Genomic DNA, 13,095 nt, shown 5'->3' with positions numbered 1-13,095 from the left:
AGAGCAGCCATGGACCCCGCCCTGGCCCGGAACCCCGCGGCAGCACCCGACACGTCGCCGGAGAAGCAGAGCGAGCTGAAGCTCAACGTCGGGATCGGCATCATCGGCACGATCCTGTCGCTGTTCAGCGCGGTCATCTTCTTCACGCCGGTCGACGAGCCGATCCTGGCGATCATCTTCCTCGTGGTCACGATCGTCTCGGCCGCCGTGACCTTCCGCTTCTACGGGCGGCTGAAGAAGGCCCGCGCGAACTCCTCCGGCGGGGGGCACTGACCGCTCATCGGACGACGACGAGGCCGAGGGCGCGGCAGACCGCCGCGGCCTGGGCCTCGCTGATGATGGCCCCGCGCAGGGTGCGCGGGGCATCGTCGGAGAGCCCACCCAGGTCGGCCCCGCGCAGGTCCGCCCCGACGAGTCGGGTGTGGCCGAGGTCGACGTCGCGCAGCACGCAGTCGACGAGCACGGCGTCGCGGAGGTCTGCGCCCCGCAGGTCGGCCTCGGAGAGGTCCACGCCGCGCAGGTGCACGCCCCGCCACACGACGTCCTGCAGGTTGGCCAGCCCGAGGCTGCAGCCGTCGAGCCGGTAGGAGACGGCGAGCCCGCGCAGTCCCGACAGGTCGGCGCCGATCATGCGGCACTCCGTGAAGCGGGTCTCGGTGAGCAGCGCCCCGGTGAGCCGGACGCGGGAGAGGTCAACTGACTCGAACACCGCGTCGGTGAGGTCCGCGTCGACGAGGAGCGCCCCGGCCAGGGAGCCGCCGCGCACCGTCACCCCGTCCAGCGTCGCGCCCCGCAGGTCGGCCCCCGGGAGCCGGCACTGCTCGAGCGTGACCCCCGAGAGGTCGAGCCCGGCCAGGTCCGGCTCCTCCGCCACGACGTCGCGCACAGTCCCGCCCGCGGCCAGCAGCGAGCGCACCTGCGGGCCGGTCATCTCCGTCACGCGGCCATCGTCCTCCGCGCTCGAGTGGTCACCGCGCCAGGTCCGGAGGCCCGGGTTCCTGCGTGGTCGACCACGCGGGACGGGGTGGGACGGCGCGCCTACCGGTAGCCCCGGTACCCGGCCCAGGCGAGCCGGCGACCGCGGCGGGGGTCGGACTCGATGCGGTCGTGGGCGTCGATGATCCGGGTGAGCCGGTCCTCGGCGGTGTAGCGCGGCCAGTGCGAGGCGGGCGCCCCGGTGCGGGCGAACGTGGTCCAGTCCCGCTGCACGCTCCGGGAGATCAGGCGCAGCGCGCGGCGTCCGCCGAGCATCGTCAGGACCCGCCCCGCGCGGGAGCTCGCGAGGCCGAACACGGCGTACAGCTCGGAGCCGTGCGTCGCGCGCAGCCCCAGCAGCCGGAGCAGGCGCGGCGCGAGATCGTAGCGGTAGGCGTAGACGGGGTTCCCGGCCGAGCTGTGGCCCTCCATCACCTGCACCGAGGGGTACCAGAACAGGTAGTCGCCGCCGAGGTCCTTGCGATGCGGCGTGCCCCGGTAGGCCGCGAGGACCTGCTCGCGCAGGTCGGGCTGGGTCGCGGCGAAGACGGCCTCGGCGCGCTCGTCGGTCACCATCAGGTCGAGGCGCAGCCCGGGCAGTTCGAACAGGCGGCCCTCGGTGTCGTTGGTCCCGATGATCAGGGGGACCGGGTGGGCGCCGCCCGCGGCGAAGACGTCGAGCGGGGCCTCGGGCAGCAGGTCCCCGTCGACGACGGGGGCGGTGAGCAGGACGCCGGGCGTGTCGTCGGCGGCGTGGCGGAACCGCCGGGCGGCGTGCAGGAGCTGGTCGGTCGAGGCCGCGTCGAGGAGCTCCACGGCCTCGCCGGACCGGCCGAGGACGTGCTCGAGCTCGGTGACGAAGCGCCGGCCCCAGCCCGCGGCCCGCTCGCGGGAGTAGGCGACGCCGGGCGCCGAGCTCTGGGCGATCGCGCGGTGGAACAGCCCGCGCGCCCGCGGCACCGTCATCAGGGTGGTCACCGAGATCGCGCCGGCGGACTCGCCGAAGATCGTGACGTCGTCGGGGTCGCCGCCGAACGCGGCGATGTTGTCGCGGACCCACTCGAGCGCGGCGATCTGGTCGCGGAGGCCGAGGTTCGACTCGACCGGCCGCTCCGCGGTGCCGAACGCGGAGAAGTCGAGGTACCCGAGCGCGCCCAGCCGGTAGTTGACGCTGACGTAGACGACGTCGCCGCGCTCGACGAGTCCGTAGCCCCGGTAGGTCGACGCGGAGGCGGCGCCGACGACGAAGGCGCCGCCGTAGAACCACACCATGACCGGGCGGGGACGGTCGGCGGGCGCGGCGGGGGCGACGACGTTGAGCGTCAGGCAGTCCTCGCCCATCGGGGTGTGCTTCCCGGCGCCCAGGAACTCGCCGGTCTTCTCCTGGGGCGGGACCGGCCCGAAGCTCGACGCCTCGCGCACGCCCTCCCACGGCTCGGGTGGCTCGGGGGCGCGCCACCGCAGCGGACCCACGGGCGGCGCCGCGTAGGGGATGCCCCGCCACGTGACGAGCCCGTCGCGGGCGCGGCCCCGCAGCACACCCGTCGTCGTGACCACCTCGGCACCGGTACGCGTGCGTTCCACTCCGCCCACTCTGCCACTCGTGGTGGCGGCCCGACGGCGCTCCCCGCTCGGCCGTACGCGAGAACACGAAGAGTGACACCATCAGGTGGGATCCGCCCGATCAGTGGGGCGTGTCGGCTTGTCAAGCCCCAGAATCGCGAACGTGGAGGCGGAGGTCGCGGCAGCGTTGTGGCAGGTCGAGGCTGCCTTCGTCGCGCACCCCGCCCGGGACGTCCTGGAGAGCTGCACCCCGCGCCAGGGGCCGGTGGTGCTCGCGGAGGCCGATCCGCTGTCCCTCGCCCTCGGACTCGGCACCACGATCGGCGCCCCGGACGACGTCCGCGCGCTGACGCCCTGGCTGTTGCGGGCGGTCGTCACCGACGACCGCGTCGACCTGCACTCGGTCCTCTCCCGGATCGCGGTGTTCTGGGGCGACTGGACGACCGCCGAGCGCACCGCGGTGCGCGACTTCGTCGACACCCTCTGGGTCGCGCTGCTCGACCGGCACCCGGGGCCGCACCCGGACCTGCCGGTGGCCACCGCCACCTCGTTCCTCGACGACGCCTCCGGGCTCGGCGACGGACCCGGCCGCCTGCTCGGCATCTGGGAGTACAAGGACACCGCGAGCGCGGACCACCACCTCGCGGAGCTGGTGATCGACGCGCACTACGGCGCCCGGGTCGATCCGGCCGTGGTGGTCTGGACGCGGGCACGGGCGCAGCGCGAGCGCCTCGACCGGGCGGCGCGGCGGGACCGCGACGAGCCGTGGGCGGGTGCACTGGGAGCGGCACTCGATCTCCTTGCGGTCGACCCGAATTAGCGACAACGTTTTCCGGACAATCCACCCTTGGTGACCGCGCACCGTGGTCGCAACGCCGGGTCGAGGGGTGCCGCCGCCCCCCACACCGGTCGTGGCCGCGGTCCGCCGCCGTTCCGCTGCGTGGCCCGGGAGAGCCGTCCGAGCACGGGTCGGGGACCTGTTGACGCCTTCCGGTGACGGAGGGTCACAGGTGGGGCGCAACGGTCGTTGACCTGCCGACGCCGCACCCCGGAGCGGCAGCTCCCCACGACACGACCGTTCAGGAGACTCCCCATGATCACGAAGCTCGGTATCGCGGGTGTCGGCGTGGCCGCCGGCCTCGTCGCGCTCGCGCCGCTCGCGTCCGCCACCGAGTCGCACGGCGGCCCGCAGGGCGGCGCCGGCTCCTCCACCTGCTCGGTGGCGGGTGGCTCCGCCGAGGCGGCCAACGCCGGGGGTGGCGGGCTGATCGACGCCGTCGTCCAGGCGCCGGTGGGCGGGCTCAACGCCGCCAACATCGTCTGCAACCGCATCCTGAACGACAACATCACCGACAACGTCGTCGACGTCTCCGTCCTGGGCGACGGGCTCGACCTGCTCGGCCTGCTCGGCCTCTGATCCGCGACCACCAGGAAGGACACGCCATGCAGCTGCGCAAGCCCGCCGTCATCACCCTCGGCGTCACCGCCGGCCTCGTCGCCCTCGCGCCGTTCGCCTCGGCCCACCAGTCCGACCACGGCGGCGACCGTCCGGCCCCGGCGCCGGCCCCCAGCTCGACCTGCTCGGCGCTGGGTGGCACCGCCGGCGCCACCAACGGCGGCGAGGGCGGCCTGCTCGCCAACGTCGTCGCGCAGGCCCCGGTCGGCGGCGCCAACGTCGCCAACATCCTGTGCAACTCGATCCTGAACGACAACCTCAGCCGGAACCTGGTCGTCCTCGACCTGCTCTGAGCCCCGGGCACCGTTCTGTCGACGGCCCGGCCACCGCACGGTGGCCGGGCCGTCGGCGTCCGCGGGGGTCCGTCGATCCCCTGAACGGGACGTTTCCACGACGGAGATCCACTCCGCGTGGTTGCTCTACGTGGGTTGCCTCCCCGAACCGTCGACGCGTCCGGCCCCTCGAACCGGTGGCGGATCGAGGACCACCTGAGCTGTCCGTGAAGCTGAACAACACCTTTCTTCCACGGGTGCAGCAGCGGGCAACGCCTTCCGGTGACCTGGAGTCACGTTTTCTGTACAGGCCCGTTCTCCCTGGTGACGTCGCCGACCGGCGGCACCACCCGTGACGCTCCCCAGGAGAAAACGTGATCACCAAGTTCGGCATCGTCGGTGTCGGCGTGCTGGCCGGCCTCGCGGCCGTCGCCCCGCTGGCCTCCGCCTCCGAGTCGCACGGCGACCACCACGGCCACGGCGGCCACGGCGCCTCCTCGACCTGCTCGGTCGCGGGTGGCGAGGCCGGCGCCCTCAACACGATCAACGGCGACTCGCTGGCCAACGTCGTCGCGCAGGCGCCGATCGGGGGCGCGAACGTCCTCAACCTGACCTGCAACGAGATCCTGAACGACAACCTGAACGGCAACTCGGTCGTGGTGAGCGTGCTCGGCACCGAGCTGCCCGGCCTCCCGTTCTGACCCCCTGCTGACGCGCGCGGAGACACGATGAACACGACGAAGATCGCTGCGGTGCTGCTGGGCGCCGGCGCCGGCCTCATCGGCGGGGCGCCGCTCGCGTTCGCCGGCGACATGCCGAGCCACGACAGCGGCGACCACGGCCACCACGCCACGCACGAGGGTCACGGGGACCACCACGGCAAGCGTGGCGGCGGGGACACCTGCTCGGTCGGGGGCGGCAGCGCCGGCGCCGAGAACCCCGTCGACGGCGACGCCCTGCTGGGCAACATCATCGCCCAGGTGCCGGTCGGCGGGCTCAACGCCGCCAACCTCACCTGCAACTCGGTGTTGAACCACAACCTGAACGGCAACGAGCTCGGCCTGGACCTGCTCTAGTCGCGTCCTCGCTGCTCGACGGCCCGGTCACCCCTTCCCCCAGGGTGACCGGGCCGTCGTGCGTCCGGGATCCGTGACAGGCTTGGCGGGTGGACGAGGACAGCCCACTCCCCGCGACCTGGACCGGCGACCCGCTCGTCCGGGAACTGCTGCGGCGCGGCATCGGCGGAGCGGGACCCTGGTCGCCCGCGCGCCGCGTCGGGGACGAGCACCTCGCCGAGGCCGAGGGCGACGTCGGGACCGCGATCCGGCGCCTGACCACGACCCACGTGCGGCTGGCCGCGAGCTCCGGGCTGCTCACCAGCCTCGGCGGCGCCGCCACGATGCTGCTCACCGCGCCCGCGGGCGCGACCGGCCTCTACCTCGTGTGCACCCGGCTCGCCGCCTCCATCGCGCACGTCCGCGGCCACGACCTCGACGATCCCGTGGTGCGGACGGCGGTCCTGCTCTGCGTCCTCGGCCCCGACGGCTCGGAGCTCGCCGAGCACACCGGCATCGACCTGCAGGAGGTGTCGCTGCTGACCGGCCTGCGCCGGCTCCCGGTGGAGGTCCGCGAGCAGCTCGACCGGCGGATCGGCTACCGCCTCGCGAGCCGGGCCGGTCGCCGCGGGGTGCTCAACCTGACGAAGCTGATCCCGGTCGTCGCCGGGCCCATCGGTGCCGGTGCGGACTCCATCACCGCCCGGTCGGTCGCGACCTACGCCGACGTCGCCTTCTGGACCCGCTCCCCGTAGAGATCACCCACGCGGGTGGTGCGTCGCCGCACTCCTGAGGTGCATGTGGGTGACACAGTCGCTCCCGGCGCGGAACGACGGTGGAGCGGAGGACGGCGGATGTCGCGGTGGTCGGAGTCGGACGGTTCCCGACGGCGGGTGTCCCCGTCGGGGCCGCCACGTCGCCGGCTCCGGCGGGTCCTGCTGGGACTGGGCGCCTTCACGGCCCTCGCGGTGGCCGCCCCCGCGGCCATCGCGGTGACCGAGCAGGCGCCCGTCCCCGCGGCCGCCGTCTCGTCCCTCCCGGAGGCGACCCTGCCGCCGGCGGACGCGACCGACCCGTCGATCAGCCCGGTGCCCCTCGCCCCGCAGGGTCGGGACGGCACGGGCACGCAGGTCGCGCGCTCCACGGCGCCGCTGCAGCTGGTCGCGGTCACCTGGACCGGGCCGGACCCGGACTCGATCTCGCTCCGGTCCACCGACGACAGCGGGGCGTGGGGCGCCTGGCTGCCGTTGGACGCCAACAGCGACGAGCGGGACGGGAGCACCGCGCAGCGCAGCGCGACCACGCCGGGCGGCACCGACCCGGTGTGGGTGGGGGAGCGCACGGCCGTCGAGGTGCGGGCGACCCGGGATGGGCGGCCGGTGACCGAGGGGCTCGCCGTCCAGCGCATCGACCCCGGCACCTCGGGCAACGACGAGGCGATCGGGGCCCGGGCCCGCGAGCGGCAGACCGCCGCGCGGGACGGCGCCCCGGTGGCGCCCGCCTACGTCACGCGGGCCCAGTGGGGGGCCGACGAGCGGTTGATGACCTGGCCGCCCGAGTACTCGCCGACCACGAAGGCGGTGGCGATCCACCACACCGCCGAGTCGAACGACTACAGCCCCGAGCAGTCGGCCGCCATCGTCCGGGGCATCTACGCCTTCCACGCCACGAAGAACGGGTGGGGCGACATCGGCTACAACGCCCTCGTCGACAAGTACGGGACGATCTACGAGGGCCGCGCCGGCGGACTGGACCGGCCCGTCGTCGCCGCGCACTCCGGCGGCTTCAACCGCGAGACCTTCGGCATCGCGATGATGGGCAACCTCTCCGACGTCGCGCCCACCCCGGCGGCGCTGACCTCGGTGGAGAAGCTCGCGGCCTGGAAGCTCGGCGGCATGTACCGCGACGCGGCGGCCAAGGTCACGCTGACCTCGAACGGCGGCGGCACCTCGAAGTACGCCAAGGGCAAGCAGGCGACCGTCGACGCCGTCTTCGCCCACCGCGACGTCGGCAACACGGCGTGCCCGGGCAACGCCGGGTTCGCCGCGATGGACACCATCCGCGCCGAGGTGGACAAGCTGGTCGCCGCGGCGGGTACCGACGTGCGCGCCGCCTGGACCGACCGGCCGGACCTCGGGGACCCCGACCGCGTCGAGCAGCCGACCGCGGACGGCCGCGGTCGCTTCACCGACTTCGCGCACGGCTCGGTCTACTGGTCGCCGGACACCGGGGCGCACGAGATCCGCGGGCCGATCCTCGACGCGTGGCGGGCCCGCGGCGCCGACCGCTCGGACCTGGGGCTGCCCACCGGCGAGGAGTACGGGACCTCGACCGGCCGGGCGCAGGCGTTCGAGCACGGTGTCCTGCGGTGGAGCAGCGCCGGCGGTGCCGTCGACGTCACGCCCGCCTGAGCGGACGGGCGCCCGGCGGGGGAGGATGCGCGCGTGCCCGACGACCCCGAGGACCGGACGCCGCCGCCGGACCCCCAGGGGACGGCCGACGCCGTGACCCGGTTCGCGGCGCTCGTCGAGGCCGGCGACCCGCCCCTGGACCGGGCGGCCCTGGAGATCGCCCGCCTCGCCCGGCCCGATGCCGACATCGCGGGGGCCCTCGCCGAGCTCGACCGCCTCGCCGCGGGGGTCTCCGGGGTCGACGAGCTGGTGCTGCGCCTCTACTCCGAGGAGGGCTTCGCCGGGAACCGCGAGAACTACTACGACCCGCGCAACTCCTCGCTGGTCGACGTGCTGGAGAGACGCGTCGGCATCCCGATCACGCTCGCCGTCGTCCTGATCGAGGTGGGTCGGCGGGCCGGCCTCGAGATCGAGCCGATCGGTATGCCCGGCCACTTCCTGGTGCACCCGGCCGGCTCGGCCTGGTACGTCGACCCGTTCACCGGGACCCTGCTCGACGAGGCGGACTGCCGGGCGCTGTTCGTCGCCTCGACCGGGGCGAACCCGGGCGTGCCGTTCCACCCGGACCTGCTCGTGCCCGTCACCACCGAGGCGATCCTCGTGCGGATGCTGACCAACCTGCGGGTGGTGCACCGGGCGGGCGGGCGGGTCCCGGAGCTGCGCCGGGTGCTCGAGGCCCGGCTGCACCTGCCCGGGGTCACGGCCGAGGAGGTCGTCGAGCTCGCCGCCACCATGGGTCGGCGCGGGGAGTACCTCGACGCCGCGCGCCTGCTCGACGCCTGGGGAGAACGGCTGCCCCGCCACGCCGCGGGGCTCGCCCGCGCCGCGCGCGTCTGGCGGGCGCACCTCAACTGACCGCGGGCACCCAGGTCGGTGCCGGTACGTCAGGCGTCCGCGTCCAGCCCCTGCTCGATCGCGTAGCGCGTCAGCTCCACCCGGTTGGTCAGCTGCAGCTTCCGCAGCGCGTTCTGCACGTGGTTCTCGACGGTGCGGTGGGAGAGCGTGAGGCGCTCGGCGATCTGGCGGGCGGTGAGGCCCTTCGCGACGAGGCGCAGCACCTCGGTCTCCCGCGGTGTCAGCGCCGGCTCCCCGCTGGGCTGCGTCTCCCGGCCTCCGTCCCGCGCCGACTCCTTGCGTGCCGCGGTCTCCCGGCGGCGGAACTCGCCCAGGACGAGCCCCGCGAGCTCCGGGCCGAACACCGCCTGGCCGTTCGCCGTGCGCCGGACGGCGTCGACCAGCTCGGCGGCCTGCGCGGACTTCAGCAGGTAGCCCGACGCCCCGGCCCGCACGGCGCCCAGGACGTCGCCCTGCTCGGCGCTCGCCGAGAGCACGAGCACCCGGGTGCCCGGCAGGGCCGCGAGGATCGCCGCGGTGGCGCCCGCGCCGTCGAGGTGCGGCATCTGCAGGTCCATCACCACGACGTCGGGTCGCGCCGCCGGCGCGATCCGGACCGCGGCGGCCCCGTCGCCCGCCGTCGCCACCACGTCGAAGCCGCGTTCGCCGAGGTCGCGGGCCACGCCCTCGCGCCACATCGGGTGGTCGTCGACCACCATCACCCGCGTCGCCGTGCCGTCGGCCCCGTCGTCGCTCATCTCGGGAACACCAACTCCCACTCCGTGCCCTGCCCGGGCGCCGTGACCAGCGTCGCGGTGCCGCCGAGCTCCTCGACGCGGCCGCGGACCGAGGACGCCACCCCGAGGTGGCCCTCCTCCCGCGCCGTCTCCAACCGCCCCTCGGCGATCCCGACCCCGTCGTCCCGGACGCTCACCGTCACCGCCTCGTCGTCGTCCTCCACCAGCACCCACAACCCGGTCCCCGGCCCGGCGTGGGCGTCCGCGTTGGCCGCGGCCTCCCGCACCACCGCGACGACCGTCCGGGCGAGCGCCCCGGTCACCGTCACCGGCTCCGGCGGCACGGCGAGCACGGCCTGCGCCGGCAGCGCGGCGCCGATCGCGGCCCCCAGGTCCACCGGCTCGTCGTCGGGACCGTCCAGCCCGGGCGGTCCGCGGGTGATCAGCCGGCGCAGCGAGACCTCCTGCTCGGCCGCCTCGCGCACCAGGTCCGGGTCGCCCAGCGCGGGCCCGCGGCGGCGGACCAGGGCGAGGACCTGCAGCACGCCGTCGTGGATGTCGCGGGCCAGCCGGTCGCGCTCCGCCGCGGCGGCCTCGGTGGCGATCGCCTCCTGCAGCCGCTGTGCGGAGCGCCGCATCGCCACGGAGGCGAACCCGACGGCGACACCCGCGACGAGCAGCAGCTGGGCGTCCGAGAGCAGGGCGGCGTCGAGGGCCCGGCGGGTGAACGCGAGGGCCGCCACCGACACCGCGACCGCGCCGACCGCGGGCCGCACGCCGTGGGCCACCGCCACCGCGAGCACCGCCCCCGCCGACCAGACCGTGGTGATCACCGGCTGCCCGGCGGCGATCCGCGCCGGGTCGTCCACCAGCACCGTCGTCATCGTGGTGAGGACCGTGACCACCAGGTCGACGACGACGAGCCGCGCCGCGCCGCGCAGGTAGGCGACCGACGTGAGCAGCGTCCAGGCGGCCATGAACACCACGACGCCGACGCCCAGGGCGGGGCGCGCGTACTCCTCGGCGAACCGGACGACGTTGGCGATCGCGTACGCCAGCGCCACCACGCGGTAGAGCACCAGGCCGCGCCACAGCGGCGCCAGCGTGGCGTGGACGTCGACGGTCGCGCCCCGGCGCGTGGCGCGCACCGTCCCCGTCGTGACCACCCGTGCCCCTCCCGTCGAGTCCGGTCGAGTCCGGTCGGGTCCGGCAGTCGCCGATCCGCCCCGGGCGGCCGCGTCATCCCACCGGGTCGGCCGCGTCCCTCCTCCGGGTGCGGCACCCTCGCGTTCCGGACTCCCGGGGCGTCAGCATGCCGCACCGGTGTGACATCGACCATGACCCGTGTCCGCTCCGTCCCCCCGTCCGGTGATCGCGCCGTCACCGGTGGTGGGGTCCGGCGCGGTCCCCATTACCGTGGACGCCGCCCGCGACGGGGTCCGGGTCCGGTGCGGAACGAGCGCCCGGGACCCGACGCGACGGATCGCCGCGGGCCGACGAGGAGGAGGACTCCGGTGAGCAGCGCGGTGATGGCGGTCGAGGTGACGTCGTCGGAGCTGGTCGCGGTCCGGGTGGACCCGAGGGACGCCCCGGTGGACCCGGTCGGCCCCGCCGCTTCGGTGCAGTCGGCCCCTCTGGGTGCCGACGGGGACGCCGTCGACCGTCTCGCGGACGCCTTCGCGGTGCTGCTCGAGGGCGTGGACCGGCCGGCGCGGCTCGTCGTCGCCACCCCGGCCGACACCGAGCGACGCCGGTTCGAGGAGATCGCCGAGGCCACGGCCCTGGTCGGCCTGCCGGCGCCCTCGTGGCTGCCCGGTCCGGTCGCCGCCGTCGGCGCGCGGATCGCGGGCGGGACGGTCGGGGACCGCTCGCTCGTCCTCGACGCCCGGGGCGGCGCCCTCACCGCCTGGCCGGTGGTGCGCACCGACGACGGCGCCGAGGTCGCCGCCCGCGGGCCGGTCGCCACCGGCACCCGCCTCGACCAGCTCCTCCTCGGCGTCGTCCGCGCCCAGCTGCGCTCGCTCGACCCGACGGCCGGCGACGTCGGCGGCCCCCGCCCCGGGGTGCGCGGGGACGGCGACACGCGCGGCGAGGCGGCGCGGCTGCGCCGGGAGGTGCGGCGCGCCCGGAGCCGGCTCGCCGACACCGACGCCGCCGAGGCCCGCGTCGACGCCGGCACCCACACCGTCACGGTCGACCGGGCGGTGTTCGACCAGCTCGTCGAGCACGCCGTCCGGGAGACGGTCACCGAGGTCGAGCGCTCCGCCGGACCGGAGGACGTCGACCGGCCCACCGTGGTCCACGTGCTCGCCGACGACACCACCCCGCTGGCCCGTCGTCTCACCGCGCTCGTCGGCGGCGACGCGCCGGTCGTGCCCCGCACGCCGGACGACGGGGTGCTCGGACTGGCCGCCCTCCTCGCCCCGCCCCGCCCCCGCGCCACGCGCGCGGCGTCCGGCGCGCAGGCGATCCGCGCCCGCCGCAGCGTCGGCAGCCCGTCGGCGCCGGTGGGGGTCGGCGCGGCGGTCGGCGGCACGACGGTCGGCGCGGGCCCCGCGCCCGAGGAGCCGTCGGCACCGCGCGAGCCCCGTACCCCGCCGCAGGGGCTGCCGCTCGACCCGCGCGCCGACGGCGGTGTCGAGGAGCCGCCTCGCCCGGAGGAGACCACCGTGGTCGGCGGGGAACCGGTCCCCGCCGTGACCCACGACGACGCCGCGGAGGAGCGGGTCCCGGAGATCCCCGCGGCGCGGCTCCCGTCGACGCCGGTCCAGGCGCAGCGGGGCTCGGACGGGTGGCCGCGGGCGTTCGGCACCGGGGCCGGGACGCCCGCCCTGGTGGCCGACTCCGGTTCCGGGCGCGCGGTGAACGGGTCCGGCGTCGCGGGTCACGCCGCGCTGGCCGCCGCCCGCCCGCACGACGCGCGGCCGACCTCCGACGCGCCACCCGGCGGCTCCGGGCCGCTGCGGCACCCGGACCCCGAGCCCGCTCCGACGCCGCTCGCGGCGTCCCCCGGCACCGGGCCCCTCGTCCGGGCCCGCCGCGGACCGGACACCGCACCGCAGCCGGTGGTCGCCCCCGCGGCGGCGGGTCGTGCGCCGCGGGGTGCGGTCCCGGTGCTGGTGGTGCTCCTGCTCGTCGCGGTGCTCGCGGCCGTCGGGGTGCTCGTGCTCGGGCCCGACGGGATCGGGGCCGCGTTCGGCGGCCTCGGCACCGGCGTGGTTCAGCTGGTGACGGCCTGGACGTAGGCGTCCGGGTCCTTGTCGGCGAAGTCGAGGCCCTTCGCCTGCGGGTGCTCGGCCTTGAACTGCTCGAACTTGGCGCCGAGCTCCTGACGGAGGGCCAACGACGTCACCCGGCGGAACGGGGCGAGGTCGTCGCTCTCCTCCTCCGACATGTGGTGGTTGTTCGCCTTGTCGCACTCGTCGATCGCGTTCCACCAGGCCTCGCTGCCCGGCTCCTCGTCGAAGGCCTTGCGGGCGCCGGCGCGGATGTCGTCGTGGTCGCCGATCGCGTCCTCGGTGGCGGAGGCGTCCTCGTCGTCGGCGCGACGGGCCATCGAGGGGTAGAAGTGCTCCTCCTCGGCGGAGGCGTGCACCTCGAGGTGGCGCGCGAGCGCGTCCCAGACCTGCTTCGCCTCGTCGAGGGTGTCCGGGTGGTCCCGGAGGTCCGCGAGGCGGAGGAACTGGCGACGGAACCAGTCGTGGTCGTCGAGGATCATCTCGGTGATGTCCGCGGACATACGGGCACTCCTTCGGTGGTGGTCCGGAGGAGCTACCCCGGGCCGCGGAGGAG

The 13,095-nt window shown here is 75.6% G+C and carries 15 protein-coding genes; 10 read left to right on the top strand and 5 right to left on the bottom strand.

Going from position 1 to position 13,095, the window contains the following annotated elements:
• The first annotated feature begins 9 nt into the window (after positions 1 to 9).
• Entirely contained in the window at positions 10 to 273 is a 264-nt protein-coding gene (locus tag LN037_RS04100) for a hypothetical protein (RefSeq protein ID WP_230750067.1), read from the top strand.
• Between the two features lie 4 nt (positions 274 to 277).
• Here the strand turns inward: LN037_RS04100 and LN037_RS04095 are convergent, their stop codons facing one another.
• Both LN037_RS04095 and LN037_RS04090 read right to left on the bottom strand, forming a co-directional pair.
• Complete coding sequence (locus tag LN037_RS04095) at positions 278 to 931, bottom strand: pentapeptide repeat-containing protein (RefSeq protein WP_230750402.1); 654 nt, start codon at positions 929 to 931, stop codon at positions 278 to 280.
• A gap of 107 nt (positions 932 to 1,038) precedes the next feature.
• Positions 1,039 to 2,559 carry a carboxylesterase/lipase family protein gene (locus tag LN037_RS04090; RefSeq protein ID WP_230750066.1) on the bottom strand — a complete coding sequence of 507 codons (1,521 nt, stop codon included), beginning with the start codon at positions 2,557 to 2,559 and terminating at the stop codon, positions 1,039 to 1,041.
• A 142-nt stretch (positions 2,560 to 2,701) separates the two neighbouring features.
• Here LN037_RS04090 and LN037_RS04085 point away from each other — a divergent pair, with 142 nt between their 5' ends.
• The 8 genes from LN037_RS04085 (at position 2,702) to LN037_RS04050 (ending at position 8,587) form a co-directional block, all read left to right on the top strand.
• A complete protein-coding gene (locus tag LN037_RS04085) occupies positions 2,702 to 3,358 on the top strand; it encodes a hypothetical protein (RefSeq protein WP_230750064.1) in 657 nt (218 codons plus the stop codon).
• Positions 3,359 to 3,631: 273 nt separating this feature from the next.
• Positions 3,632 to 3,955 carry a hypothetical protein gene (locus tag LN037_RS04080; protein WP_230750063.1) on the top strand — a complete coding sequence of 108 codons (324 nt, stop codon included), beginning with the start codon at positions 3,632 to 3,634 and terminating at the stop codon, positions 3,953 to 3,955.
• 26 nt (positions 3,956 to 3,981) lie between these two features.
• Positions 3,982 to 4,287, top strand: coding sequence for a hypothetical protein (locus LN037_RS04075; RefSeq protein ID WP_230750061.1), 306 nt, complete (start codon positions 3,982 to 3,984; stop codon positions 4,285 to 4,287).
• Between the two features lie 353 nt (positions 4,288 to 4,640).
• Complete coding sequence (locus LN037_RS04070) at positions 4,641 to 4,967, top strand: hypothetical protein (RefSeq protein ID WP_230750059.1); 327 nt, start codon at positions 4,641 to 4,643, stop codon at positions 4,965 to 4,967.
• Positions 4,968 to 4,994: 27 nt separating this feature from the next.
• Complete coding sequence (locus tag LN037_RS04065) at positions 4,995 to 5,342, top strand: hypothetical protein (RefSeq protein ID WP_230750057.1); 348 nt, start codon at positions 4,995 to 4,997, stop codon at positions 5,340 to 5,342.
• Between the two features lie 89 nt (positions 5,343 to 5,431).
• Positions 5,432 to 6,076, top strand: coding sequence for an EcsC family protein (locus LN037_RS04060; RefSeq protein WP_230750055.1), 645 nt, complete (start codon positions 5,432 to 5,434; stop codon positions 6,074 to 6,076).
• A 99-nt stretch (positions 6,077 to 6,175) separates the two neighbouring features.
• Complete coding sequence (locus LN037_RS04055; RefSeq protein WP_230750053.1) at positions 6,176 to 7,732, top strand: N-acetylmuramoyl-L-alanine amidase; 1,557 nt, start codon at positions 6,176 to 6,178, stop codon at positions 7,730 to 7,732.
• A gap of 33 nt (positions 7,733 to 7,765) precedes the next feature.
• A complete protein-coding gene (locus LN037_RS04050) occupies positions 7,766 to 8,587 on the top strand; it encodes a SirB1 family protein (RefSeq protein WP_230750051.1) in 822 nt (273 codons plus the stop codon).
• A gap of 29 nt (positions 8,588 to 8,616) precedes the next feature.
• Here the strand turns inward: LN037_RS04050 and LN037_RS04045 are convergent, their stop codons facing one another.
• Both LN037_RS04045 and macS read right to left on the bottom strand, forming a co-directional pair.
• Positions 8,617 to 9,324, bottom strand: coding sequence for a response regulator (locus tag LN037_RS04045; RefSeq protein ID WP_230750048.1), 708 nt, complete (start codon positions 9,322 to 9,324; stop codon positions 8,617 to 8,619).
• Positions 9,321 to 10,469 carry a MacS family sensor histidine kinase gene (gene macS / locus LN037_RS04040; protein ID WP_230750046.1) on the bottom strand — a complete coding sequence of 383 codons (1,149 nt, stop codon included), beginning with the start codon at positions 10,467 to 10,469 and terminating at the stop codon, positions 9,321 to 9,323. Before macS ends, LN037_RS04045 begins: the two co-directional genes overlap by 4 nt.
• A gap of 348 nt (positions 10,470 to 10,817) precedes the next feature.
• Here macS and LN037_RS04035 point away from each other — a divergent pair, with 348 nt between their 5' ends.
• Positions 10,818 to 12,548 (top strand): hypothetical protein, encoded by a 1,731-nt coding sequence (locus LN037_RS04035; RefSeq protein WP_230750044.1) that lies wholly within the window; start codon positions 10,818 to 10,820, stop codon positions 12,546 to 12,548.
• On the opposite strand, the gene LN037_RS04030 is transcribed toward LN037_RS04035, so the two are convergent.
• On the bottom strand, positions 12,524 to 13,042 hold the full coding sequence (locus tag LN037_RS04030; protein WP_230750043.1) for a hemerythrin domain-containing protein: 519 nt from the start codon (positions 13,040 to 13,042) through the stop codon (positions 12,524 to 12,526). The genes LN037_RS04035 and LN037_RS04030 overlap by 25 nt on opposite strands.
• Positions 13,043 to 13,095: the final 53 nt, after the last annotated feature.

The sequence above is a fragment of the Actinomycetospora soli genome, from assembly GCF_021026295.1.
In the GTDB taxonomy this organism is placed as follows: domain Bacteria; phylum Actinomycetota; class Actinomycetes; order Mycobacteriales; family Pseudonocardiaceae; genus Actinomycetospora; species Actinomycetospora soli.
The sequence above is the reverse complement of the archived record's forward strand: the minus strand, read 5'-3'. Positions and strand labels throughout refer to the sequence as shown.

Coding starts and splice junctions, on each gene's coding strand:
- LN037_RS04100 (WP_230750067.1), top strand. CDS start 10: ATGGACCCCGCCCTGGCCCGGAACCCCGCGGCAGCACCCGACACGTCG.
- LN037_RS04095 (WP_230750402.1), bottom strand. CDS start 931: ATGACCGGCCCGCAGGTGCGCTCGCTGCTGGCCGCGGGCGGGACTGTG.
- LN037_RS04080 (WP_230750063.1), top strand. CDS start 3,632: ATGATCACGAAGCTCGGTATCGCGGGTGTCGGCGTGGCCGCCGGCCTC.
- LN037_RS04075 (WP_230750061.1), top strand. CDS start 3,982: ATGCAGCTGCGCAAGCCCGCCGTCATCACCCTCGGCGTCACCGCCGGC.
- LN037_RS04065 (WP_230750057.1), top strand. CDS start 4,995: ATGAACACGACGAAGATCGCTGCGGTGCTGCTGGGCGCCGGCGCCGGC.
- LN037_RS04055 (WP_230750053.1), top strand. CDS start 6,176: ATGTCGCGGTGGTCGGAGTCGGACGGTTCCCGACGGCGGGTGTCCCCG.
- LN037_RS04045 (WP_230750048.1), bottom strand. CDS start 9,324: ATGAGCGACGACGGGGCCGACGGCACGGCGACGCGGGTGATGGTGGTC.
- LN037_RS04030 (WP_230750043.1), bottom strand. CDS start 13,042: ATGTCCGCGGACATCACCGAGATGATCCTCGACGACCACGACTGGTTC.